The organism is Sandarakinorhabdus sp. AAP62 (assembly GCF_000331225.1).
In the GTDB taxonomy this organism is placed as follows: Bacteria; Pseudomonadota; Alphaproteobacteria; order Sphingomonadales; family Sphingomonadaceae; genus Sandarakinorhabdus.
Window position 1 is genome coordinate 22,526 of record NZ_ANFY01000006.1, and the last position, 23,844, is coordinate 46,369.

The window sequence follows — 23,844 nt, forward strand, 5'->3', positions numbered from 1 at the left end:
GTCATTTGGCCCATGCGACGGCCTTGATTGACTTGGCGAACCGCTGCGCGCAACAATCGGGCGAATTCGGGGGAGAAGAGCGATGCGGCTGGGCCACCTGCTGGGGTTGGCTGCGCTGTTGTTCGGCGCGACAGCGGCTGTTCAAGCGCAAACCCCGCGCCAGGCTGCCCAGATCACGCCGCGCGTGATCGTGCAGGCTGTGCGCGGCGGCATTGAAACTGCCGCCTGGTCGCCTGATGGTCGCTATATCTTCACCGCTTTCGGCTTCACCCGCGAATTGCTGGTGTGGGACGTCGCCACCGGCAACATCATCGATCGCGTGGCTCTGCCTCTGCAGGTGCGAGGCGAAGCCGACGTGATGAAGATGCGCGCGATGACGCTGCTGCCCGATGGCCGCACCCTGCGCCTTGATGCCGAGATCCTCGACAGCAACGCGCCCAGCATGCAAGGCGGGCGCACCTATTTCGTCGACATGGTGACGCGGCGTACCACTGTGGGTCCCACGCCGCCACGATTGCCACCGCTGCCTGCCGATGCCGATTTCGCCACCTGGACGCAGCGCTGGATGGGGGCGCTGGAAGCCATTTACGAAGGCGGCACCGACATGAGCGAGGCCGAGGCCAATGGCCTGCTGCCGCAGCTGCCCGCCTCACCTGATGGCGCCTGGCAGATCGTGCGCGCCGGTTCCGGCATCGGGGTGCGCGGCCGCGACGGCAAGACACGCGAACTCGAAACCAGCGACGATTTCCAGAATCTCGATCATGCCGCCCTGTCGCCAGACGGCCAGACCGTGGCACTGCTGCACCCCGACGAGGACGACAAGGGCAAACCGATCATCAACATCGATCTGCTCGATCTGGCCGACGGCGACCTTGGCGACCAGATCACGCTGCCCGGCAGCTATGATCGCCTGCACTGGCTGAACCCGCGGGAACTGCTGGTGTTGCCGTTCGACGACAGCGATGATCCGCTCGACGATGCGGCAGCCGGCGTGCCGTCAGATGTGCTGAAGGTTGACGTGAACAGCGGCGAAATGCTGGGCCGCTATCCGGGGCGCTGTTTCGTTACCAGCCTGGCCGATGGCACATTGATCGGTGCCGGCCTCGCCAACTGCCGGTCCGGCGTGCCCGATGATCGCGCGCTGCAGCGGCTGGAAGGCGCTCGCTGGGTGAAGCTGACCGGCCATGAAATGCCCAAGGGCGCCCATATCAGGCTGATTGCCGCCAGCCGCCGCGGCGGGCAACTGGCGGTGGTGACCAGGCTGGCCGATGGCACGCACGAGATCGTTGTTGTCGATCCCGCCACCGGCGCGCCGCAGCACGCGGTCACCTACGACGACAAGGACGCTGTCTTCATGGCGGCAGAATTTTCGAATGACGGGAAGATATTGTGGCTGGCCGGCGGCGGCGCGGTGCTCGAATGGACCCCGGCCGCCCCCGACAAGCCCGATGGCACGCCGGCCACGCGCGTGTTCGAGGTGGGCGTGACCGCCCCCACCAGCCTGGTGGAACGGCGCGGGGAACTGCAGGTGTTGGGGCCGCTGGACGACCGGATTTTCAGCATCGATCTGGCCAGCGGCACAGCCCGGCCACTGGTCGAATTCACGGGCGCGCTGGCGGGCGGCATTCTGGGCAACCGGCCGATCCGCTGGGCGGTTTCCCTTGGCGGGGACCTGACGCTCTGGCAGGCGCAAACCGGCCAGACGCTGCTCACCACCGCACTGCTGCCGGAAGGCGATTATGTCACTGCCACGCCGGAGGGCCGCTACGACACCAACATGGACGCCGACGATGCCAGTTTCCGCTGGTTCGTGCCCGATGAACCGTTCCAGAGCCTGGCGCCCCAGACCTTCATGCGCGATTATTACACGCCGCGCCTGCACCGCAAGCTGGTGGATTGTGTCACCGCGGGCAACTGCGCCGAAGCGCTGAAGCCGCTGCCATCGATCGCCGGGCTGAACCGGCTGCAACCGGTGGTGAAGATCACCGGGGTCGAGATGGACCCCAAGGACGCCGGTGACGCCTGGGTGAACCTGGAGATCGACGAGGCGGTTAAGGGCGGAACCCGCTCCGGCCTCTATGGCATCAAGCTGCTGATGAACGGCCGCGAGGTGGCGCGTGATCCCGATGATCCCGATGCGCCCATGCCGCGCTCGCTGGCCGAATGGCGCAAGGTGAACCGCACCGAGACAGACAATGGCCACTACAACTACCAACTGCGGGTAACGATCCCCAGCGACGGCAAGGCGATCGAATTTTCCGCCTATGCCTTCAACGAGGATCGGGTGAAGAGCGAGAGCGCCTTTTTCACCTGGAAACCACCGCGCCTGCGCCCGCGCCCGCGCCGGGCCTTCGTGCTGACCATCGGCGTGGACGCCTATGCCGAAAGGCGGCTGAACCTGAATTTTGCCGTGGCCGATGCAAGGCTGATCAGCGAGCGGCTTGCCGCCTTCCCCGGTTACGAGATGCGCCATGCCAGCCTGACCACCACGGCCACCCGCACCGTGACCAGCGAGCATGTCCAGGATGCGCTGTCGCTGCTGGGCGGCTTGCAGGTGGAAAAGGCCCGCGAACGGCTCGCGGCGGCCGGCCATGATGTGACCAGGCTGGAGGAAGCCTCGCCCGATGATGTCGTCATCATCAGCTTTTCCGGCCACGGCTTTGCCGACAAGAGCGGCAATTTCGCCCTGCTCCCCTCCGATGCCAGCTGGCCGCTGAACAGCACGGGCCCGGCGCTGGAGACCACGGTGACCGCCGATGATCTCACCGTCTGGCTGCGCTACATCAACGCCGGCGATATCGCCTTCATCATCGATGCCTGCCATTCGGGCGCTGCGGTCGACACGCCGGATTTTAAGCCCGGCCCGATGGGCGATCCGGGCCTTGGCCAACTGGCCTTCGACAAGCTGATCCGCATCCTGGCCGCCACCCAGGCCGATGATGTCGCGCTGGAAAGCGCCAATCTGCGCCAGGGCCTGCTCACCGCCAGCCTGAGCGAGGGCCTGGAGGCCGGCCCTGCCAGCCTGCGCGGGGACGAGGATGGCGATGGCAACGTGGGCCTGGATGAATGGTTGCGCTATGCCGTGGACCGCTTGCCCTCGCTCAGCGAGGAAGCCCGCAAGGGCGGCCCGGCGATGGCCGCACGCGGCGTGCGGCTGGTGATGCGCACGCCCACCGCCCCGCCACGTGTGCAGGAACCCAGCCTGTTCGATTTCAGCAGCGAGGATTCGCCGGTGGTGGTGAAGAAACGGCCATGATCCGACGGCCCTTCGCCTTGCTCGGGCTGCTGCTGGGCGCGGCGGTAGCCCAGGCACAAGCGCCGCCCACCAACCCCACCGCGCGCATCGTCGTGCAATCGGCCCAATCATACACCATCGACGTGGCAGCGTGGACGCGTGACAGCCGCTTCCTGTTCACCGCTGAAGGCGAGAGCCGGGAGCTGGTGCTGTGGGATATCGAACGCGGCGTGATCGTCGATCGGGTCACACTGCCCGGCCATGACAATGAATTGCGGGATGACACCGATTATACCGCCATGCGGCTGTCGGCCGATGGCAAGACCCTGCATCTCGATGGCAAAGGCTGGACCAACACGCTTCAGCCCGTGAAGCTGGCGCTCACCATCGACACGGCAAGCCGCGCCGCCAGGCTGCAATCCGTTGCCGAACCCGTGCTGGACAAACAGGCGGCACAAGCCCGCCGTCAGGCCGAAGCAGCGGCGTGGCTGCAGCGTCATTCCGACACGCCCGACGCTGCGGCAGAGCGTGCAGACCTGTTGCGGACGCTTCCCGCGTCGCCCAACGGGCGCTGGCAACCGGCGCGCACCAAGCGGCGTTATTCCTTGCAGGCCAAGGACGGCACGATCCGCCAGCTGGCCACGCCGATGGCAACACGCGCCATCACGTCGGCCGCACTTTCACCCAATCGGCAGATGCTGGCGATCAGCCGCCCGGCGCCTGGCGAACATGGCCTGGTGGTGGAAATCCATGATCTGCTTACCGGCACGCTGAAACGCCGGCTGGAACTGCCCAACGGCATCCGCTTCATCGGCTGGGGCGATGATCGTTACTTCACGACCTTGTCGTCAGGGGAAGGGCGCGATGGCACGGTCATCGCTCTGGCGGAAATCATCGATTCCGAAAATGGTGTCGTCATGGGCAAGGCTCCGTCCACCTGCATGATGACTCTCATTCCCCATGGTCCTGCCCTGGGCACCACGGCAAGCTGGGAACAATGTCTCAAGACATTCCCCGAAGAGGCCGACTACACGACCACCCTGGCGCGTCTGTCGGGCGACGAATGGAAGCCGTTGGAATTTCCACCCCTGACCCACTTCAAGGAAATCCTCGCGCAGTCGATTCTCCTCGATATCGTTCCCAGCCAACGCGGCGAAATGCTCGCTTTGAATCTGGCGGATACGCTTGGCCAGGAAATGGTCATGCTGTTTGACGGCAACGCCAACCCTGTTTCGCTGATCCCGCCTCTCTATCTGCAACGGGAAAGACAAAGCTTCCGCCACACGGCAGTCGGCTTTTCCCCTGGTGCGAAGACCCTGTGGATCAGCCGCCAGGGCGCCGTGCTGGAATGGCCGCTGGAAAATGGGATGGCGCGCGGCGAACCCCGACGGATCGCGATCGGCGTGCAGCAACCCGCGTTGATCGAATCAAACGGCCGGCAGCTGCTGGTGGCAGGCCAGGATGGCCGCGTGTCGCTGGTGAACGTCGGCGCCGCCGCAGCCCGCCTCGAACTCACCTTCACCCCCAATATCAAGAGCGTCGGCTTCCTGCCTGACCGGCCAATCATCTGGGCGGTTTCGCCAGACGGCCTGCGCCTGTGGGACAGCCGGACGGGCGCCGTGCTGCTGACCAGCCATTATGTTGGTGATGGCTTTGTGACGGTGGCCGCCGATGGCCGCTATGACACCAACCTGGGGCCGGACTCACAGGCCTTCCGCTGGCTGCTGCCCAAATCGCCGTTCCAGAGCCTGGCGCCACAAACCTTCATGCGCGACTATTTCGAGCCCGATCTGGCCCGCAAGCTGATCGACTGCACCACGGCCGGCAGCTGCGCCCAGCGGCTGAAGCCGGTGCGCCCGTTTGCCAGCATCAATACCCTGCTGCCAGAGGTCGAGATCACCCGCATCGCGCCCGCCGGCCCCGGCCAGGCCGATGTCGAAATCGCAATCACCGAACAGGTCGCCAAGAACGGCAAGCGGTCGGGCGCCTTCCGTGCCAGCCTGCAGATCAACAACCGCGAAGTGGCCCGCAACCCGGATCTGAACCTGTGGGACAATGCAATGTCACTGGAGGAGTGGCGGCTGGAAAGCCGGATGGACGGCAACCGGCAGGGCCGGCGCACGCTCTGGCGCGTGCGCGTCGAGGTGCCGACGGACGGCAAACCGATGGAATTTTCCGCCTATGCCTTCAACAGTGACCGGGTGAAGAGCGACACGGCGCGGGCGCTCTTCACCCCGCCACCTGCCCCGCCGCGCCCGCGCCGGGCCTTCGTGGTGACCATCGGCGTCGACCATTATGCCGAACCACGCCTGGCGCTGAACTTCGCCGTGTCCGACGCCAAGGTGATCGCCGGGCGACTGGCGCAGATTCCCGGATTCGAGATGCGCCACGCCAGCCTGACCACGGGCATTGATCCCGATGGCAAACAGCGCAGTGTCGACTATTATGATCTGAGGTGGATGTTCAACCGGCTGAGCGGCAACAGGGAAACCAGTGGCGTTTTGACCGAGACAAGGCATGATCTGAGCGCGCTCGACCGTGCCACGCCCGATGACATCGTCATCATCAGCTATTCCGGTCATGGCTATACCGATCCGACCGGGACTTTCGCGCTGCTCACCAGCGAAACCCATTGGCCGGCGATGGCCAGTGCGCCTGAACCGCTCTCGATCATTTCCAGCAACATACTCCTCACTTGGCTGCGCTACATCAATGCCGGCGAAATCGCGCTGATCATCGACGCCTGCCATTCCGGCGCGCTGGTCAGCCCGCCCGATTTCAAGCCCGGCCCGATGGGCGACAATGGCCTGGCCCAGACCGCCTATGACAAGGGCATCCGCATCCTCGCCGCAACCCAGGCCGACGACGTGGCGCTGGAAAGCAGCCTGCTGCGCCAGGGCTTCCTCACCGCCGCGCTGGGCGAGGGCTTGACCGATGACGAGTGGCCGGCCGATCTTGATCTTGATGAGAACGTCCGGCTCGATGAATGGCTGCGCTATGCCGTGGATCGCCTGCCCTCGCTGGAAGCCGAAGTAAGGCGCGGTGGCGGACCATTGGCGGCACGGGGGGTGCGGCTGGTGATGCGCAGCCCAGGCACTGCGCCGCGCAAATCGCAGGTCCCCAGCCTTTTCGATTTCAACGCCAGTGGATCGTCAGTCATCCTGCGGGGGAAACAATGAAGAAGATCATTGCTGCAACCATGCTGCTGCTAGGCAGCGGCGCGCAGGCCGAGGTTCGGGCCGTGTTCGTGGGCATCGACAAATATGCCTATGGCGCTGTGCAGCCACCAAACCTGCGCTTTGCCGATCTGTCGGGCGCGGTGGGCGACACGCGGCGGATCAGGGACGCGCTTGCAAGCAGCCATGGCCTGGCCGTGGGCACCATGCCGGACGGCGACAATTGCAAATCCCAGGGCCCGGCTGCGCTCACACTGATCAACGCCTGCGCCACCAAGGCTGCCATCCTCGCCGCGTGGCAGCAGCAGCTTGCCGCGAGCAAGCCGGGCGATACGCTGCTGCTCTATTTCGCCGGGCATGGTTCCACCTTCCTGAATGAAGACAGCACCCAGGCCAGCGGCTACAACAGCACCCTGATGCCCCATGATGCGCGGCGGCCACAGGCCACGGCACTCACCGACATCATGGATTCCGAAATTCGGGTCTTCATCAATCGGGCGACATCCACGGGCGTCAACGTCGTCACCTGGTTTGACAGCTGCAACAGCGGCACGGCCAGCCGCGATGGCAACAGCGCCAGCCGCTCTGCCCCGCCGCTGCGGGTATCGCAGCCGCTGGAAAAGCCCATGGACCCCAGCGTCTATGGCAATCTGGGTGCCTATCGCGTGCACATGGGCGGCGCCGCCGATGGCCAGGATGCCACCGAAGTCGGCCAGGTGGGTGCCCGCGCCGGCCGCTTCACCACGGCACTGGCAAAGGCCCTGACCGATACGCCGAATGCCAGCTTTGCCGATCTCGCAATGCGCGTGGTGGGCGAAGTGACGCGCGATTCCGGTGGCCGCCAGGTGCCGCATGCCGAAGGCGCCCTGCGCGCCACGCTGGGCGGTCCCGAAGTGAAGGCCGCGACCTTTGATGTGGTGGTGGATGGCAGCCGGCTCGTGATGGCCGGCGGCCGGCTGACCGGGGTCACGAAAGGATCGCGTTTTGCACTGTTCACGACGACCGGCGAAGCGCTGGGCGGCGGCAAGGGCCTGACGGCACGGGTGGCCGACCTTGGCCCTGGCCAAGCCGTCCTGGTGCCGGAAGCCCCGCTGCCGCCGGGCTGGCCGGCAGTGCTGGTGGCGCGCGAGATTGGCCATGTGTTCGATGGGCCGAAACTGCCGCTGGCGGTGGCCGATCCGGCGGCGCTGGCAATCGTGCAACGGTTGAACTTCGTGGCCGTGGATCCCGCCGGTCGGTTCCGGTTGCAGCCGGCAGCGGGCGGCCTGCAGCTTTCAGGCCCCACCGGCAGGCTGGCGCTGCTGCCGCCCGCCCGCGATCCGCAGTTCGGGGTGCAGCTGGCAGCGGCGCTGGAAAAGGTGGCACGGGTCGAACATTGGCAGGCGCAGGCGACACAGCGCCCGGGCGTGATCCTGTGTGTGCGCAGCGCGAAACAGGCCAACGGCGAAACCGATGCTGCCTGGTGCCGGGACGATCCGCCACCCACGGTCAGCCTCACGCCCAGCGACGAGATTCAGGTTTCGGTGATCAACGCGAGCCCGAAGCCGCGCCACCTCTATGTGCTGGCGATTGGCGACAAATACAGCGTCACGCTGGTCCTGCCGGGATTTGGCGCACGCGAACGGGCGATCCAGGCCGGTCGCGCCAATGCGATACCGCCCGAACAGAAGCTGACTCCCGAAGGGCCGGGCAGATTGCGCTTCGTGGCGCTTTCGACCGACGGCCCCGTGAATGCCAGCGCGCTCGAACAGTCGGATACCGACCAGATCGATCCGCATGCTTGTCTCAGTGCGGTGGCCGGTGCCTTCTGCCAGAGCGAGAATCGGGCCCGCAGTGGCGCCGGTGGAGCTGCCAGCGAATGGTCGGTCGCGGTGGTTGATGCAGAGGTGAAACCATGAGGAAGAGACTGCTGCTGCTGGCCGGCCTGCTGATCGCGGCCCAGCCGGCACCGGAACCGGTAGCAGCGCCAGCGCCATCACCAGCGCCCGAAACACCGCCCGCGCCTGAAAATGAAGGCTCCCGCGTCGTGCGCGGCACGCCGGCGCCGCCGGGCAGTTCGCCGTGGCAGATCCAGATCTATTTCAAGGTGCCGATGACCAGGAAGCAAATCGCCGACGCCATCCGCCGCGCTCCCACTGAAACCGAAAAACAGGCCCTGCGCAGCATGGAGGACTGGGAACGCGATCACCAGTGCGGCGGCGCCCTGATCGACAAGGAATGGGCCTTGAGCGCCGCCCACTGCTTCGTGGTCGAAAAGGAAGTGCTGATGTCGCCGTCCAATCTGGGGGTGCGGCTGGGGAATATCGATCTGAAGGCGGCCACGCCAATGAAGATCGATCGCATCATCCTGCACGGCGATTATCGCCGCTATGGCAACAAGCAGCATGATATCGCGCTGCTGCACCTGGTGCACGATACCGCCACCAGGGCCGATATTGCCGCCGCCGCCGCGCCGGCGCGCCTGCCGGGCCCGCGCATGCGCCAACTCAGACCGGAAGATGATCTGAAGGTGACGGGCTGGGGCCATGTTTCGGAACGCAAGGCCGGCGCCACCCGGTCGGTCACCGGCGCTGCAATGCGATCATCGCAGGTGCTGCTGGAAGGCCAGCTGAGACTGCTGGATGAATCCGAATGCCGAAAGGTGCCGGATTATGTGCAGACGCTCAATCCCGGCGTGCTCTGCGTTGGCCCTGGCACCAGCGCACAGCAGGACAGCTGCCAAGGCGACAGTGGCGGGCCGCTCACCCGCCAGCGCATCCTGGTCGGGCTGGTCTCCACCGGGGTGGGCTGCGGCCGGCCGGGCGTGCCGGCGCTCTATACCAACGTGGCCCATTATGCCGACTGGATCGCAGCCGTGCAGGCGCAGGCGAAGGCCAAGGGCATCACCCGCTGCGTGGTGGCGGCAGGCGGTCAGCTGGCCTGTTCGCCCAGGCTCAATCCGCCCCGAACAGATCGCGGGTGAACAATTTGTCGGCCACATCGGCCAGATCGTCGCTCATGCGGTTGGCGAGGATCACGTCGGCCTCGGATTTGAAGGCCGCAAGATCGCGCACCACCCGCGATCCGAAGAACTGATCGTCGGCCAGCGCCGGTTCGTAGAGGATCACCGGGATGCCGCGCGCCTTGATGCGCTTCATGATGCCCTGGATCGAACTTTGGCGGAAATTGTCGCTGTTGGCCTTCATCACCAGCCGATAGACGCCCACCACCTTGGGCTGGCGATCAAAGATGCGCTGCGCCAGGAAATCCTTGCGAGTGCGGTTGGCATCGACGATGGCGGCGATCAGATTCTGCGGCACCGCGCCATAATTGGCCAGCAACTGCTTGGTATCCTTGGGCAGGCAATAGCCGCCATAACCAAAGGACGGGTTGTTGTAATGCAGGCCGATGCGCGGATCGAGGCCGATGCCTTCGATGATCTGGCGCGTGTCCATGCCGGCGGCCATGGCGTAACTGTCCAGCTCGTTGAAGAAGGCAACGCGCATGGCAAGATAGGTGTTGGCGAACAGCTTGATGGCTTCGGCTTCGGCCGGATCGGTGAGCAGCACCGCCACGTCCTTCTTGGCCGCGCCTTCCAGCATCAGATCGGCAAACACCCGCCCGCGCGGGCCGGTATCACCCACGATGATGCGCGACGGGTAGAGATTGTCGTTCAGCGCCCGGCCTTCACGCAGGAATTCCGGCGAGAAGAACACATTGTCGCTGCCCAGATCGCGGCGTAGGCGCGCGATGAAGCCCACCGGGATCGTTGATTTCACCACCACCGAGGCCGCCGGATTGGCCGCCAGCACAGCGCGGGCGACATTTTCCACCGACGACGTGTCGAAATGATTGGTGTTGGGATCATAATCGGTTGGGGTCGCGATCACCACCAGTTCGGCATCGCGGGCCGCCGCGGCCAGATCGGTGGTCGCTGTCAGCTGCAGCGGCTTGTGGGCCAGAAATTCCTCCAGCTCGGCATCGACGATCGGGCTCTTGCGGTTGTTGACCAGATCGACCCGCGCCGCACTCACGTCCACCGCCGTCACGACGTGATGCTGCGCCAGCAGCACGGCGTTCGACAGGCCGACATAGCCCAAACCAACCACGGCGATCTTCATGACTCACTCCACGGCGCCGGCAACAGCGGCAGCAAACTGCGGCCTATCTGGCGCTTTGCCGCCGCTGTTGCAATGGCTTCAACCCGCCACTTTGCTGTTCGCCGAAGGCGGCAACGGCTTGCGATCGGCAGGATAACCCGGAATCTGTTCCAGCGGCGGTGAGCCGGTGATGGCATGGCTGGCCAGCTTGCCGCTCATCACCGTGCATTCGACGCTGCCGACATTGAGCCCGGTGTAGGCCCAGTCGCCAGCGATCACCAGATTGTGGAAATCCGTGTCCCACGCCACCAGCCGCGCCGCCGTGCTGCCCGGGGGTGAGGTCACGTAACGCTCGGTAGGATCGATGTTGGCGCGCCAGAACTGGGATTCGAAATTCATCGGCCCGGCCAGCGCGGTGGGGCTGGTGTTGGCAAGCAGGCCGAAGTTCATTTCCGGCTGGCCACTTGGCCCGCCGCTCATCAGCATGGCACCGGGCATCAGGCCGCCGATGGCCTTGTTGAGATAGTCGATGCAGGTCTGCTTGACCTGCTGGCGCACCCGGCCTGGATAGCCCGTGTCGCTGAACGGCGGCGGTGGGCCGGTTTCGGGCAGGCAATCGCAGAAATACCACAGCGATTTCGGCGTGATGTTCTTCGGCCAATCCTCCAGCGGGATCAGGTGCTTCAGTTCGGCATGGCCATCCAGCGGCGCATACCAGGTATCGGCCAGCGGCGTGCCGGTGGGCGGCAGCGGGATCGACCAGCCCAGTTCCTCATAGCTTTTCATCAGCCAGATCTGCATGGCCTGGGTCTGCACCGTGGGCACGCCCTTCACCATCCTGTCCCAACGCGGCGATTTCTGGCGCAGCTGATCGGCGACATAGGGCACCGCGCCGATCGACAGCGCAAACACCACCACATCAAAATCCACCCCGGCCTTCAACATGCGGGTCGCCACCGGAGCCCAGGGCGTCCACCAGCTTTCGAGGTCATAGCCCTTGCCCTGCATCTGGTCGCCCTCGACCAGCTGATCATAGAAAGGCTCTGCCGGCCACGAAGGCAGGCCTTTCACATCGAACAGCGGCTGATATTCCCCGCCGCCCTTCACGGTTGCCTGGACGCCGATCTGCACGCTGTCGATGCCGGTGCCGGCCGCATCCAGCACCAGTTCTTCCACCTTGCTGAAAAACTCGAACGTCACCCCGCGCCTTTTCAGCACCTCATAAAGGGGCGCAATGATGGTCTCGCCGGTGCCGGCAGCAAAGGCATAAAGCACATGACCGCAATAGGCGAAGCTGCGCAGGGTCCAATGCGCATAGGCACCGGCCGCCATCATCGAACGCTGGGACGTGTCGCCATTGGGATATTGATAGCTGAGATTGACCGTGTTCAGCGCCAGCGGCGACGCGATGGTATCGGGCATGGCACCATGTGATTTCAACCAGTCATCCCAGTTGATCGTGTCCAGATAATCCCAGCCCCTGGTCACCACATCGTCGACCAGAACGCCATAAACCAGCGTGAAGACATAATCGACGATGATGACGATATTGCCGAGCGCGTCGTTGTTCTGGTCCCGGGCTTCCTGCAGCAGCGGCCCGCGCGCGAAATGCCACACTTGCTTGACCATGTTCAGCGCCGTCAGCGCCACTGCGCCGGCAAGATGGCCCTTCACCTGCACCAGCATGTCGTGGATGGTGACACGCACATCGTTGGGGATGGCTGCCCCGCCATGTTCGGCCAGCGCCGCGCTCAGCATCGCCAGCACCTTGTCGATCAGCTCGAGCACGTCCAGCATCGCCTGCGGCTTGCCCGGATCGGGAAACAGCGTGTTTTCCGGAAAGCGCAGCGGAAACACGTGGGGCTGGCCATCCTTCCAGTTGTAGAGCTGCACCGTGTCGAGCGGTCGGAACGCGGTCTTGAAATCGGGGATGGGGCTGGTGGAGGGCCGGTTCAGTTCGGCATAGACCGCCGCCATCATCGGCAGCGCATTGAAATAGGCCCCGCAAAAACCGTGGATGCCATGTTCCTCGATGCGCATGTTGGGCCCGCGCGACGAGGCGCACTTGCCGCCCAGCCGCCAGCCCAGCGTGTGGATCGTCACCTCAACCCCCGGCGTGTTGGTCAGTTCGAACGCCGTGGTCAGCGCGGCGATGCCGCCGCCAAGGATTGCCACCCGTTTCGCCATGTTTCCCCCTTCAGCCGGGCCAGCCGGCAGCCTTCAGATGGCCGGCAAACATCTCCAGATGTGCCGGGTTGCTGAACGGATGGCCCAGCGCCAGCCACTTCATGCGGTAACGCGGATTGAGCGCCATGCCTTCGGCACAGGCGGCGCGGGCAATTTCGGTCTTGCCGGCGGCTGCGGCGCAGGCGGCCTCGCAGAAATGCAGGAAGAAATAATCCGGCCGCCGTGCCGCTGCCGGAGTGGCATGGGCCAGCGCCGCGTCGTGCCGCCCCGCAATCAGCTCGGCCACCGCCTTGCTTCTGAGCCACAGCCAGTCATGCGGATCGTGCGGCGACAGCGCGATGGCGGCATCACACGCCGTCAGCGCGCCCTCCACATCGCCGTGAAAGGCCAGCACCCGGCCCAGCTCGCCCTGTGCCGCCGCGTTCCACGGATTGAGCATCAGCGCAAGCCGCTGTTCGGCAATGGCTTTTTCGGCCTGGCCCATGAAGCTCATCACCATGCCCAGTGCATAATGTGCGGCACTGTCGCGCGGGTTGGCATCGGCGGCCTTGCGGGCATAGGCCAAGGCGTTCTGCAGGCTGGCCAGCGGATCCTTTGCGTCCCCGGCCCACATCGGTGCCAGTTCCGTCTGTGCCAGCAGCGCCAGCGTGGGCGCATCGTCGGGCGCCAGCGCCAGCGCTTCCTTCAGCAGCGCATCGGCCTTGCTGATATCCTCGCGCTGGCTGCGCCAGAAATGATAGCGGCCGCGCACGAACAGGTTCCAGTGATTGAGGTTGCGCCCCGAACCATCGCCGCCGCGCACCGCCTGTTTCTGTTCGCGGCCCAGCAGTTCCGGCTCGATGGTGGCAACAATGGCGCCGGTGATTTCGTCCTGAACCTTGAACACGTCCATCAATTCGCGGTCATAGCGACCGTGCCAGATCACCTCGTCATTCTTGCCGTCCACCAGTTCGGCCACAACCCGCATGCCACTGCCGCCGCGCCGGATCTGGCCGCGCAGCAGGTAACGCGCGCCCAATTGCTCGCTCACATCGGCCATGGTGCGGCCCAACCAATCGAGCGTCAGGCTCGATTGCCGCCCGGTTACCTTCATCAGCCGCGATCGGCCCAGGCCGGTGATGATGTCGTCGCACATGCCTTCGGCGAAATAGGCTTCTTCCTGATTGCCCGGCGGGTGGCGGAACATCAGCACGGCAATGCCGGGGCGTTCCTCCTGAGCGGCGGCCGTCTTGTCGACCCGGCGGCGCACATCCTGCAGAAAGGCCAGGAAATCGGGATCATCGCTGTTGCCGCGCCAGTCGATCAGATCGGCGGTCTGCACCAGTTCGAACATGATCGGACGGTCGGCCGGGTCGATCATCACCGGCATCAGCGTCTTCTTGCGATCGGCCACCGTGGCTTCGGCCCGTACCCAGCGCGAGCTGACCGAGGTTTCCGACCACAGCACCACCACGGCGCGGGCATCACGTAACGCCGCTTCGGTCACTTCATCATAGGCTTCGCCCGATTTCAGATGCGGGTCCCACCACACCGACAGGCCGGCGGCTTCGAACGCCTTCACGAACTGGCGCGCGCGGTTCTGATCAACCCGGCTGTAGGAGAGGAAGATATCAGGCACGCCGAATTCCACCCTGCCCGGGCCCACGGGAGATGCCCCGCCCCGCTGCCAAGTTTCCTGCCTCCAGCACCATCTGTCCCTCTGCCGCCCACTCCCGACGACCTGAGGGAAGCTATAGCCGCAAATATGTCAAAACACATGTCAATTTATTGACATGTGAACAGGCGCAGGCTGCTGGCAGCTCTCAATCTGCGGGCGGCTGGTGCAGCCAAGCGGCGTGCTTGGGCGCCTTCTTCGTCTGGCTCCACTCCGCCAGCATCAGCGGCGCGACTGTCTTCAGTTCGGCATATTGTTCTGCCGTGCCGATATTGCAGGCCAGTTCGAGCCGGTGGCCATTGGGATCAAAGAAATAGATCGACTTGAAGATGCCATGCCAGGTCGGCCCCAGCACATCGATGCCCAGCGCTTCAAGGTGCGCCTTGGCGGCCACCAGCTCGGCCTCGCTCTCCACCTCAAAGGCGAGATGCTGCACCCAGGCCGGGGTGTTGGGGTCCTTGCCCATGTCCGGCTGGTTCGGCAGCTCGAAAAAGGCCAGCACATTGCCGCCGCCGCAATCGAGGAAGACGTGCATATAGGGATCATAGGCCCCGGTGGATGGCACATGGTCCTCGGCAAAGGCGGTGGTGTAGGTCATGCCCAGCACCTTCTCATACCAGGCCACGGTTTCGGCCGCGTCGCGGCAGCGATAGGCGACATGGTGGATGCGCTTGAGGTTCGGGGTCATTCGGCCACTTCCTCCACCTTCAGCACGCCGCGTCGCAGCTGGTCGCGCTCCATCGATTCAAACAGCGCCTTGAAATTGCCTTCGCCAAAGCCTTCGTCACCCTTCCTCTGGATGAATTCGAAGAACACCGGGCCGATCATGGTTTCGGAGAAGATCTGGAGCAACAGCCGCCTGGAACCATCCGTGGTGCCATCCAGCAAGATGCCGCGCTGTTGCAGTTCGACCACAGGCTCGCCATGGCCGGGCAGGCGTTCCGCCAGCATCTCATAGTAGGTCGCAGGCGGCGGCGTCATGAACGGCGTGCCGATGGCCTTCAGCCGGTCCCACACCCCCAGCAGATCATCGCAGGCAAAGGCAATGTGCTGGATGCCCTCGCCGTTGTAGGCGCGAAGGAACTCCTCGATCTGGCCGCCGCCGCCCCTGCCCTCTTCGTTCAGCGGGATGCGGATCTTGCCATCGGGCGCGGTCATCGCCTTCGAGGTGAGGCCGGTATATTCGCCCTTGATGTCGAACCAGCGGATCTCGCGGAAGCCGGCAATACGCTCGTAAAAGGCCGCCCAGTGCGCCATGCGGCCGCCATAGACATTGTGGGTGAGGTGATCGATCATCTGCAGGCCGGCACCGATCGGGTGCCGGTCCACGCCGGCTTCATACACGAAATCAATGTCGTAGATGGACAGATCGTCGCCATAGCGATCGATCAGATAGATGATCGAACCACCGATGCCGCGAAAGCCGGGCAGGCGCAGCTCCATCGGCCCGGTGCGGCTTTCCACCGGCTCGGCGCCGCGCTCCAGCGCTTCGCCATAGGCCTTGGTTGCATCCTTAACCCGCCAGCCCATGCCGCAGGCGGAAGCGCCATGTTCCTGGGCGAAATACCAGGCCGGGCTATGTTTCTCGTAGTTGGCGATCAGGTTGATGCCGCCCTGCCGCCACAGCTGCACGTCCTTGGAGCGGTGGTTGGCGACACGGGCAAAGCCCATCGCGGCGAACACCGGTTCCAGCACGCCCTTGGTGGGCGCACAGAATTCGATGAATTCAAAGCCATCAAGGCCCAGCGGATTGTCGAACAGATCGGCCATGTCGGATGCTCCCGCACGAAGATGGCGCGATGATAGCGGATTTCGCGCTCATTGTCCGTGCGAGTTGTCAGACCACGGCCTGGCTTCATGCACAATCTGTGCGCGTTTCGGCTAAATTACACAATATCTATGCAGATCACACGGGAACAGTGAAATGCTTGCCGGCAAAAACCGCCTGCCAGCTTTCGATTTCCGACACCACCACGTCGTCGGCGGCATGGGCCAGATCAGACAGGGCGCCATAATCCAGCGCGTGATCGGGCGCTGCCCGCAGCAGCGTGGCGCGGCGGTGAACCGCGTCCAGCTTTTCGGCCGAAATGCGGCTGATCGCGGCAAAGCGATCGAAATCGCCGAAGTAACGGATGCCGGCCACGGCACCGCCGATGGTGGGGAACATCACGCCCAGGAAAGTGAACAATTTGGCGGTCTTTTCCGCCAATTGCTCCGGAAACACGCCAAGGATGCCGCCCAGCCAGAACAGCAGCCACAACGCCACAGCCACCACGGCGAGCTGGAAGGAAATGGTGGAAACCCGGTCCAGCCGGTGATGCACCGTGTCCAGCCGCCTGGCCTTGATGCGGTGATAATCGCGCTGGCTGGCCAGATGCGGGATCAACAACCCATCCAGCACGGCACGCAGCCAGCTCTGCCCCACCCTGACCGGCGGCAGGCCGACTTCGCGCACGGCATGGCGGGCGTGATATTCCGGCCAGGCCGCCCGTTCCCCATGGCCGCCTTTTGGCCAACGGCCAGCCGGGCGCACCACGCCCAGCGCCATCAGGAATGGCGCGTGGCGCAGATATTCCGCAGCGCGCCGGGTTTCGAACCAGTGATCGTGCCAGTGATAGCGCGTGGCCAGCCAGGTGGTGAGCACGATGGTGCCGAGCAGCAGGAATTCCAAGGCGGCAAACACATGTTTCCATTCCGGCCCGGCGGTGGGCAGATAGGCAAGGCCGGCCAGCACCGCCGCGCCCGATGCGAGGAAATTGGCCACCATGCCGCCGCGATAGAGATCGGAAAAGCGGGTGGAGATGCCATCGGCCCAGGCAAAGCGTTGCAGCACCGCCTGGCCCACGGCGCGCGGCCAGGCCGGATCGGCGCCGGGCAAGTTGGTCAGGGCCTGCAGCATGGCGGCACCGCTGCCGCTGGCTATGGCGTCGGGGCGTTCATGCACCATCCGCAGCGATCGCCAGGGCCGGCCGCCACCACCAAACAGGGTTTCCACCCGGCGGTAGCCATGAAACAGTGGATTGCTGGTGGCCCGCCAGGCCGATGGGGCCAGCGCCATTGCGGCCTCGGTCCCTTCGTCGGCAGGGTGCAGGGCCGCTGCAATCGTTGCCGCCAGCGCGGACGCGCGCGCATGGGGATCGGGCGCCTGTTCGGCCACCTGATCCAGCGCTTCCAGATCGGTGACCAGCCGCCAGCCTTCCGGATTGCCGCAATCGATCAGCACCACGGCTGCCCCGGCCACCAGCGCGCTGGCCAGCGTATGCCCGGTGCCGCCCACCGCATCGCGGCTCACGCCATCCCAAACCGCGATGATCAGATCGGATTGTTCAATCATCACCCGCCCGGCCAGCGCCACCCGGCGCGAAGCTGCGCTGGCATAACGCTGCGCCGCCGCAACGTCGGTGGGCGCATCGACCATCGCCAGATAGAGTGCGGCAATCGCGGTATCGGCATCGCCCAATTCGAACAACCGCGCCCGGGCTTCGAGTGCGGCAATGGCGTCGGCCCGCGTGGCGGTATCGGCGGCGCGCGCCGGTTGGCCGGCCAGCAGCAGCCTGGCATCGGCCGGGCTGGCGGGATGGGCATTGATGGCCTGGTTGAGCGCGCGGCCAAATGGCAATGGCGCCACCAGATCCCAGCCACGCGCCAGAGCGCCATGGGCCGCCAGTTGATCGGTGCCATCGGCCAGCAGGCTGTGCAGCCGCACCTGCGCCGAGCCGGCCGCAGCAGCGATGGCGGTGAAAATCTCTTCCATCACGGCCGCAATGCGCGGTTCGTGGGCAACGAACAAGGCGTTGTTGGCGCGGTGGCCGGTGACCCCCAGCGACAGCACCGGCAGCGGCAACGGCGGCACGGCAAGAGGAGAGGGTTCGGCCATCGCCCGCAGATTCCCTTGTTCGCTGCCAAAGACAACCGGCAAAATGCCGCCGCCCGACGATTTGGCTTTCGCAATGCCGAAAAAATCCGGCAATAAGAAGAGAGCACAAGCAGCGAGGCTTGAGGGGTCGTTACGCATGAGTGGCGGGGATGTCGAGCAGGGCAAGGGAGGCGCGCCAAATGGCGATGCGCCGCGCTTGCAGCTGTTCTTCAGCTATTCCCGCACCGATCAGAAACAGGCGCTGCCGCTGATCCGCGCGCTCGAACTGCAGGGCTATCAGGTGTGGTGGGATGGGCTGCTGGAAGGCGGTGACAATTTCCTGCCCACCACCGAAGCCGCGCTGCAAAAGGCCGATGCCGTGGTGGTGCTGTGGAGCAAGACCTCGGTCGACAGCCACTGGGTGCGCGATGAAGCCACCGTGGGTCGCGATCGCCGCCGGCTGGTGCCGCTGTCAATGGATGGCAGCTTGCCACCGCTGGGCTTCCGCCAGTTCCAGGTGATCGACGTCAGCAAATGGCAGGGCAAGGCCAATGCACCGGAAGCCCGCCGCGTCGCCACGGCGATCCAGACCGTGGCTGGTGCTGCGCCGCCAGCCCCCCCGCCGGCCAGCCTGGCCCGACCCGGCCCGGCGCCCGATCGCCGATTGCTGCTGATGGGCGGCGCGGCGCTGCTGGCGGGCGGCGGCGGCCTGGCGGCGTGGAAATATCTGCGCCCGGCCGAAACGCCGGAAGCCGCCAACAGCGTTGCCGTGCTGCCGTTCCGCAATCTCAGCGGCAACAGTGCCGAAGATTATTTCGCCGAAGGCCTGGCCGAGGAACTGCGCACCACGCTCAGCCTCAATCGCCAGCTGCTGGTCAGCGGCGCCGCCTCGGCCGGCGGCTTCAAGGGTGACAATATCGATACCCGCCAGATCGCCCAGTCGCTGGGCGTGTCCAACCTGTTGCTGGGATCGGTGCGCCAGCGGGCCAACCAGGTGCGCATCACGGCCCGGCTCGTGGACGGCGTCACCGGCTTTGAACGCTGGAGCCAGGCCTTTGACCGCGCCGTCGCCGATGTGCTGGCGGTGCAGGCCGAAATTGCCACCACCGTGGCTGACGCGCTGATCTCCACGCTGGCCAAGGACAAGCAATGGAGCGCCGAGCGACCGGGCAGCACCCGCAACGCCGAGGCCTTTGATGCCTATGCGAAGGGCCAGGCGCTGTATGCGTCCAGCACCAGCCGCGCGACGGACGAAATGGCGCTGGCTGCCATCGACAAGGCCATCAGCCTTGACCCCAACTATGCCGCCGCGCACGCCGCCCGCGCCCGCACCCTGGGCGCCATCGCCAACCAGGAACCCAGCATGGCCCGGGTCGGCGCCTTGCGCAGCGCGGCGCTGGCGAGCGCCCGCAAGGCGATTGCCCTCGCGCCCGACATGCCCGATGCCCAGATCGCCCTGGGCTTCCTGTTGATGACCCAGCTTGAACTGGCCGCCGCGCAACCGGCTTATGAGCGTGGGCTTGACCTGGGCCTGGGCAACGCCGCTGGCCTGTCCGCCTGTGCCGAATATTTCGGCAACATGGGCGATTTCGCCAAGGCCGAGGCCGCCATCGCCCGCGCCCAACGGCTCGACCCGTTGAACCCGGGGGTGTTCCGCAACGCCGGCAACATCGCCTTTGCCGCCCACAAATATGATGCGGTGCGCACTCCGCTGGAAACCGCCCTGTCGCTCAATGCCAAGCAGCCCATCGTGCACCGGATCCTTGGTGACATGGCGTTGATGGCCGGCGATATCGAGGGCGCCCGCCGCCATTACCTGGCCGAACCCAGCAAATTGTCGCGGCTGCGCGGCCTGGCCATTGTCGAGGCCCGGCTGTCGGGCCCGGCAGCCGGTGAAGCGCGCATGGCCGAACTGGTCAGGGAATTTGGCGACGGCGGCCTGTATCAGCAGGCCGAGGTGCTGGCGCAATGGGGCCGCATCCAACCGGCCCTGGATGTGCTGGAACGGGCGCTGGAACTGCGCGATTCCGGTCTGGTGCTGGCTGGCTATGATCCCTTGCTCGACCCGCTGCGCAAGCAGCCGCGCTTTCTGGCTGTGCTGGCCAGGATCGGCCTGCGCAACTTCCACACCCCGGCCTAACAAATCCTTGCCGCGCCGGTTGCGGCGCGGCACTATGCGGGCATCGCCTGGCACTCGCTGCGGCGATGGGGGTTGTTCGAAACTTTTGGGGGTTACCATGACCAAGACTATCCTGCTGGCCAGCGTTGTTCTGGCATCGACGATGTTGGCCGCCTGCGGCGAGAAGAAGGCCGAAGAAGCACCGGCTGCTGAAGCGCCGGCTGTTGAAGCACCGGCGGCTGACGCCATGGCCCCGGCGGCCGATGCCACCGCGCCAGCCGCTGACAATCCCGACGATCGCGGCGGCGGCAACGACACCAGCCGTGGCGTCAATGCTGCCGAAACCCAGGCGATGGAAGCCGGCACCGCCGAAGCCAAGTAAGGCCTGATGCGGCAGGTGTTGCCGCTTGATCTGAGGCTGGCTGGCCCTGCCCGGGGCCAGCCAGTTTTCTGTTTGATGGACTTGCAAAACCGCTTTCGGACACAACAGCCTTGCGCCACGGCGTCCAGACCCGCAAAATCCGTTCATGCTTGATGCTTTTGACCTGAAGATCCTCGCCCTGTGGCAGGAACGCGGCGACATTGGCCCAGTGGAAATGGGCGAGGCCATTCACCTTTCTGCCTCGCAATGCTCACGCCGGATGGCGGCGCTGAAAAAGGCCGGACATGTCCGCGGCTTCCGCGCCGTGCTTGATCCGTCTGCCGTGGGCGTGGGCCTGATGGCCTATGTGCTGCTCACCATGAAGAGCCATTCGCCCGAAGCCGCCGAAGCCTTCCGGATGCGTATCCTTGGATTGGATGAAGTGATGGAATGCCACAAGCTGACCGGCGAGGCCGATCTGATCCTGAAGGTTGCCACCCATGATCTCGCCAGTTTCAACCAGCTGCTCTCCCACCGTATCCTGGCCGCGCCGGAAGTGGCGACCGCCCGCTCCTCCATCATCCTCGATGAGGTGAAGAGCACGACGGCGCTTCCGATCAGGAGCGTGCGAACGGGGTGAACCCGACAGCGTCCATTCGATTGTGAAAGAGCAACCGGCCAGTGCAATCCGGTCTTCAGTTTTGACAGTTTTTCCGCATCTTGGGGGTTTGGCGATCTTCACGCCGCCCACCAACCGCGCGGCCAGACGCGCTGACGGGATCATGATGGCAGGATCTGTCCGTGTAGGACAGGCCCCGCCGGACGCCTAGAAGAAAGCCTGCAACCCCGTCTGCGCGCGGCCCAGAATGAGCGCGTGGACGTCGTGCGTGCCTTCATAGGTGTTCACGGCTTCCAGGTTCATCACGTGGCGGATCACGCCATATTCATCGGAAACGCCGTTGCCGCCGTGCATGTCGCGCGCGACGCGGGCGATATCGAGCGCCTTGCCGCAATTGTTGCGCTTCAAAAGGCTGATGGCTTCCGGTGCCAGGCGCTTGTCGTCCATCAGGCGGCCACCGGCCAGCGCGGCGCACAGGCCCAGCGTGATTTCGGTCTGCATGTCGGCCAGCTTCTTCTGGATCAGCTGCGTCGCGGCCAGCGGCCGGCCGAACTGCTTCCTGTCCAGCGTATATTGCCGGGCGGCATGCCAGCACCATTCCGCCGCGCCCATCGCGCCCCAGGCGATGCCGAAGCGCGCATTGTTCAGGCAACCGAACGGGCCGGCGAGGCCTTCGACGCCCTTCAGCATACGCTCTTCGGGCAAATGCACATCAGCCAGCACGATCTCGCCGGTGACGCCGGCGCGCAGGGAGAATTTGCCTTCGATCTTGGGCGTGCTGAACCCGGCATCGCCGCGCTCGACGATGAAGCCGCGGATCTTGTCATCCTCGCACTTGGCCCACACCACCGCCACATCGGCGAGCGGCGAATTGGTGATCCACATCTTGGCGCCATTCAGCAGCCAGCCGCCCTGCACCTTCCTGGCGCGGGTCTTCATGCCGGCCGGGTCGGAGCCCGCATCAGGCTCGGTCAGGCCAAAGCAGCCAATGAGTTCGCCACTGGCCAGGCCCGGCAGATAACGCTCGCGCTGGGCTTCGGAGCCGTAGGCATAGATCGGATACATCACGAGGGACGACTGCACGCTCATCGCCGAACGATAGGCCGAGTCCACCCGCTCCACTTCGCGCGCGATCAGGCCATAGGCCACGTACGACGTGCCAGCACAGCCATAGCCCTTGATGGTCGGGCCGAGCAGGCCCGAAGCGCCGAACTTCTTCATCAGCGCCGGATCAAAACTCTCGTTGCGGTTGGCCAGCTTCACCACCGGCATCAGTTCGGCATCGCAGAAGGCGCGCGAGGCGTCGCGCACCATCGTCTCTTCTTCGGTCAGCTGGCTGGCCAGCAGCAGCGGGTCTTCCCAATCGAACTTCGGCCACTTGGGCGCGAAATGCTGAACATCGGTGGTGGCGGCAGTGGCCATGGGCAAAACTCCTCTTGACCCCTGCTTTAACCGCCAGTGGCCGCTGCGCCAAGGCCAATGGAACTGGGCTTGCCAGCCGCGACAAACGGGTTCAGCTTTGCCGGCATGAAACTCGCCTCCCTGAAATCCGGCCGTGATGGTCGGCTTGTCGTTGTCTCGGATGATCTGGCCTGGTGCGCTGCACCGCCGCCCATGTATCCCACGCTGCAATCGGTGCTGGATGATTGGGATCATGCCGCGCTGGTGCTGGAAGGAGTGGCGCTGTCACTGGCGCATGATGCCGTGCCGCATGCGCGCTTCCACGAACGCGCTGCGGCGGCTCCGTTGCCGCGCGCGTTTCAATGGGCGGATGGATCGGCCTATGTGAACCATGTCGAGCTGGTGCGCCGGGCGCGCGGCGCGGAACTGCCGGCCAGTTTCTGGCAGGATCCACTGATGTATCAGGGCGGCAGCGACCAGTTCCTGTGCCCGCGCGAACCCATCGCCTGCCACGATCCGGCCTGGGGCCTTGATCTCGAAGCCGAAGTTGTCGTTGTCACCGGCGACGTGCGCCAGGGCGCCAGCCGCGAGGAAGCGCTGGAGGCCATTCGCCTGGTCGGCCTGGTCAACGATATCTCGCTGCGGGGGCTGATTCCCGATGAACTGGCCAAGGGCTTCGGCTTCGTGCAGTCCAAGCCGGCCTCGGCGCTGTCGCCCGTGCTGGTGACCCCGGCGGCACTGGGTGAGCGCTGGCAGGATGGCAAGCTGATCGGCACGCTCAACATCGACCTGAACGGCAAGCCCTTCGGCCGGGTCGAAACCCATATCGACATGACCTTCGATTTCGGCACGCTGATCGCCCATCTCGCCAAGACACGGAACATCGGCGCCGGCAGCATCATCGGTTCGGGCACGGTATCCAACCGCGATGCCGATGGCGGTCCCGGCCGGCCCTGCGCGAACGGTGGCCATGGCTATGCCTGCATCGCCGAACAACGCATGGTCGAGACCATCCTGTCGGGCGCACCAACAACGCCCTGGCTCAGCCCCGGCGACGTGGTGCGCATCGAGATGCTGGACGACAAGCATCACAGCATCTTCGGCGCCATCGAACAGACGGTTGTGGCGGCCTGATCCGGCCGCCACGCTGCATCCGC

Annotated in this window: 15 protein-coding genes; 8 read left to right on the top strand and 7 right to left on the bottom strand. The window is 65.1% G+C overall.

The window, feature by feature from the left end; translation table 11 throughout:
• The first annotated feature begins 82 nt into the window (after positions 1 to 82).
• The 4 genes from D619_RS0106035 to D619_RS17160 are packed head-to-tail and all read left to right on the top strand — an operon-like array spanning position 83 to position 9,373.
• Positions 83 to 3,256, top strand: coding sequence for a caspase family protein (locus D619_RS0106035; RefSeq protein WP_017667676.1), 3,174 nt, complete (start codon positions 83 to 85; stop codon positions 3,254 to 3,256).
• On the top strand, positions 3,253 to 6,414 hold the full coding sequence (locus tag D619_RS17825) for a caspase family protein (RefSeq protein WP_017667677.1): 3,162 nt from the start codon (positions 3,253 to 3,255) through the stop codon (positions 6,412 to 6,414). Before D619_RS0106035 ends, D619_RS17825 begins: the two co-directional genes overlap by 4 nt.
• Positions 6,411 to 8,309: a caspase family protein gene (locus D619_RS17830; RefSeq protein ID WP_017667678.1), complete on the top strand. Its 1,899-nt coding sequence runs from the start codon at positions 6,411 to 6,413 to the stop codon at positions 8,307 to 8,309. Before D619_RS17825 ends, D619_RS17830 begins: the two co-directional genes overlap by 4 nt.
• Positions 8,306 to 9,373 (top strand): serine protease, encoded by a 1,068-nt coding sequence (locus D619_RS17160; protein WP_017667679.1) that lies wholly within the window; start codon positions 8,306 to 8,308, stop codon positions 9,371 to 9,373. Before D619_RS17830 ends, D619_RS17160 begins: the two co-directional genes overlap by 4 nt.
• Here the strand turns inward: D619_RS17160 and D619_RS0106055 are convergent.
• The 6 genes from D619_RS0106055 to D619_RS18040 all read right to left on the bottom strand — a co-directional run bounded on the left by D619_RS0106055 (position 9,345) and on the right by D619_RS18040 (position 18,208).
• Positions 9,345 to 10,511, bottom strand: a complete 1,167-nt coding sequence (locus D619_RS0106055; protein WP_017667680.1) for a nucleotide sugar dehydrogenase — start codon at positions 10,509 to 10,511, stop codon at positions 9,345 to 9,347. The two genes, D619_RS17160 and D619_RS0106055, sit on opposite strands and share 29 nt — an antisense overlap.
• A gap of 78 nt (positions 10,512 to 10,589) precedes the next feature.
• Positions 10,590 to 12,677, bottom strand: a complete 2,088-nt coding sequence (locus D619_RS0106060; protein ID WP_017667681.1) for an NAD(P)-binding protein — start codon at positions 12,675 to 12,677, stop codon at positions 10,590 to 10,592.
• Between the two features lie 10 nt (positions 12,678 to 12,687).
• Positions 12,688 to 14,295, bottom strand: a complete 1,608-nt coding sequence (locus D619_RS17165) for a TIR domain-containing protein (RefSeq protein WP_152417339.1) — start codon at positions 14,293 to 14,295, stop codon at positions 12,688 to 12,690.
• A gap of 184 nt (positions 14,296 to 14,479) precedes the next feature.
• Positions 14,480 to 15,019 carry a VOC family protein gene (locus D619_RS0106070; protein WP_017667683.1) on the bottom strand — a complete coding sequence of 180 codons (540 nt, stop codon included), beginning with the start codon at positions 15,017 to 15,019 and terminating at the stop codon, positions 14,480 to 14,482.
• Complete coding sequence (gene hppD / locus D619_RS0106075; RefSeq protein ID WP_017667684.1) at positions 15,016 to 16,101, bottom strand: 4-hydroxyphenylpyruvate dioxygenase; 1,086 nt, start codon at positions 16,099 to 16,101, stop codon at positions 15,016 to 15,018. The genes D619_RS0106070 and hppD overlap by 4 nt, the downstream gene beginning before the upstream one ends.
• A gap of 136 nt (positions 16,102 to 16,237) precedes the next feature.
• Complete coding sequence (locus D619_RS18040; RefSeq protein ID WP_026090770.1) at positions 16,238 to 18,208, bottom strand: DUF4231 domain-containing protein; 1,971 nt, start codon at positions 18,206 to 18,208, stop codon at positions 16,238 to 16,240.
• Positions 18,209 to 18,344: 136 nt separating this feature from the next.
• Between D619_RS18040 and D619_RS17170 the strand changes: the two genes are divergently transcribed.
• The 3 genes from D619_RS17170 (at position 18,345) to D619_RS0106095 (ending at position 21,307) form a co-directional block, all read left to right on the top strand.
• Positions 18,345 to 20,327 carry a TIR domain-containing protein gene (locus D619_RS17170; protein WP_017667686.1) on the top strand — a complete coding sequence of 661 codons (1,983 nt, stop codon included), beginning with the start codon at positions 18,345 to 18,347 and terminating at the stop codon, positions 20,325 to 20,327.
• Positions 20,328 to 20,424: 97 nt separating this feature from the next.
• Complete coding sequence (locus D619_RS15765) at positions 20,425 to 20,688, top strand: hypothetical protein (RefSeq protein ID WP_017667687.1); 264 nt, start codon at positions 20,425 to 20,427, stop codon at positions 20,686 to 20,688.
• Positions 20,689 to 20,833: 145 nt separating this feature from the next.
• Positions 20,834 to 21,307 (top strand): Lrp/AsnC family transcriptional regulator, encoded by a 474-nt coding sequence (locus D619_RS0106095; RefSeq protein ID WP_017667688.1) that lies wholly within the window; start codon positions 20,834 to 20,836, stop codon positions 21,305 to 21,307.
• A gap of 186 nt (positions 21,308 to 21,493) precedes the next feature.
• On the opposite strand, the gene D619_RS0106100 is transcribed toward D619_RS0106095, so the two are convergent.
• Positions 21,494 to 22,708, bottom strand: a complete 1,215-nt coding sequence (locus D619_RS0106100) for an acyl-CoA dehydrogenase (protein ID WP_017667689.1) — start codon at positions 22,706 to 22,708, stop codon at positions 21,494 to 21,496.
• A gap of 105 nt (positions 22,709 to 22,813) precedes the next feature.
• On the opposite strand from D619_RS0106100, the gene D619_RS0106105 reads away from it, so the two are divergent.
• Complete coding sequence (locus D619_RS0106105) at positions 22,814 to 23,821, top strand: fumarylacetoacetate hydrolase family protein (protein WP_026090771.1); 1,008 nt, start codon at positions 22,814 to 22,816, stop codon at positions 23,819 to 23,821.
• The last annotated feature ends 23 nt before the right edge of the window (positions 23,822 to 23,844 follow it).

Coding starts and splice junctions, on each gene's coding strand:
- D619_RS0106035 (WP_017667676.1), top strand. CDS start 83: ATGCGGCTGGGCCACCTGCTGGGGTTGGCTGCGCTGTTGTTCGGCGCG.
- D619_RS17825 (WP_017667677.1), top strand. CDS start 3,253: ATGATCCGACGGCCCTTCGCCTTGCTCGGGCTGCTGCTGGGCGCGGCG.
- D619_RS17830 (WP_017667678.1), top strand. CDS start 6,411: ATGAAGAAGATCATTGCTGCAACCATGCTGCTGCTAGGCAGCGGCGCG.
- D619_RS17160 (WP_017667679.1), top strand. CDS start 8,306: ATGAGGAAGAGACTGCTGCTGCTGGCCGGCCTGCTGATCGCGGCCCAG.
- D619_RS0106055 (WP_017667680.1), bottom strand. CDS start 10,511: ATGAAGATCGCCGTGGTTGGTTTGGGCTATGTCGGCCTGTCGAACGCC.
- D619_RS0106060 (WP_017667681.1), bottom strand. CDS start 12,677: ATGGCGAAACGGGTGGCAATCCTTGGCGGCGGCATCGCCGCGCTGACC.
- D619_RS0106070 (WP_017667683.1), bottom strand. CDS start 15,019: ATGACCCCGAACCTCAAGCGCATCCACCATGTCGCCTATCGCTGCCGC.
- hppD (WP_017667684.1), bottom strand. CDS start 16,101: ATGGCCGATCTGTTCGACAATCCGCTGGGCCTTGATGGCTTTGAATTC.
- D619_RS18040 (WP_026090770.1), bottom strand. CDS start 18,208: ATGGCCGAACCCTCTCCTCTTGCCGTGCCGCCGTTGCCGCTGCCGGTG.
- D619_RS17170 (WP_017667686.1), top strand. CDS start 18,345: ATGAGTGGCGGGGATGTCGAGCAGGGCAAGGGAGGCGCGCCAAATGGC.
- D619_RS15765 (WP_017667687.1), top strand. CDS start 20,425: ATGACCAAGACTATCCTGCTGGCCAGCGTTGTTCTGGCATCGACGATG.
- D619_RS0106095 (WP_017667688.1), top strand. CDS start 20,834: ATGCTTGATGCTTTTGACCTGAAGATCCTCGCCCTGTGGCAGGAACGC.
- D619_RS0106100 (WP_017667689.1), bottom strand. CDS start 22,708: ATGGCCACTGCCGCCACCACCGATGTTCAGCATTTCGCGCCCAAGTGG.
- D619_RS0106105 (WP_026090771.1), top strand. CDS start 22,814: ATGAAACTCGCCTCCCTGAAATCCGGCCGTGATGGTCGGCTTGTCGTT.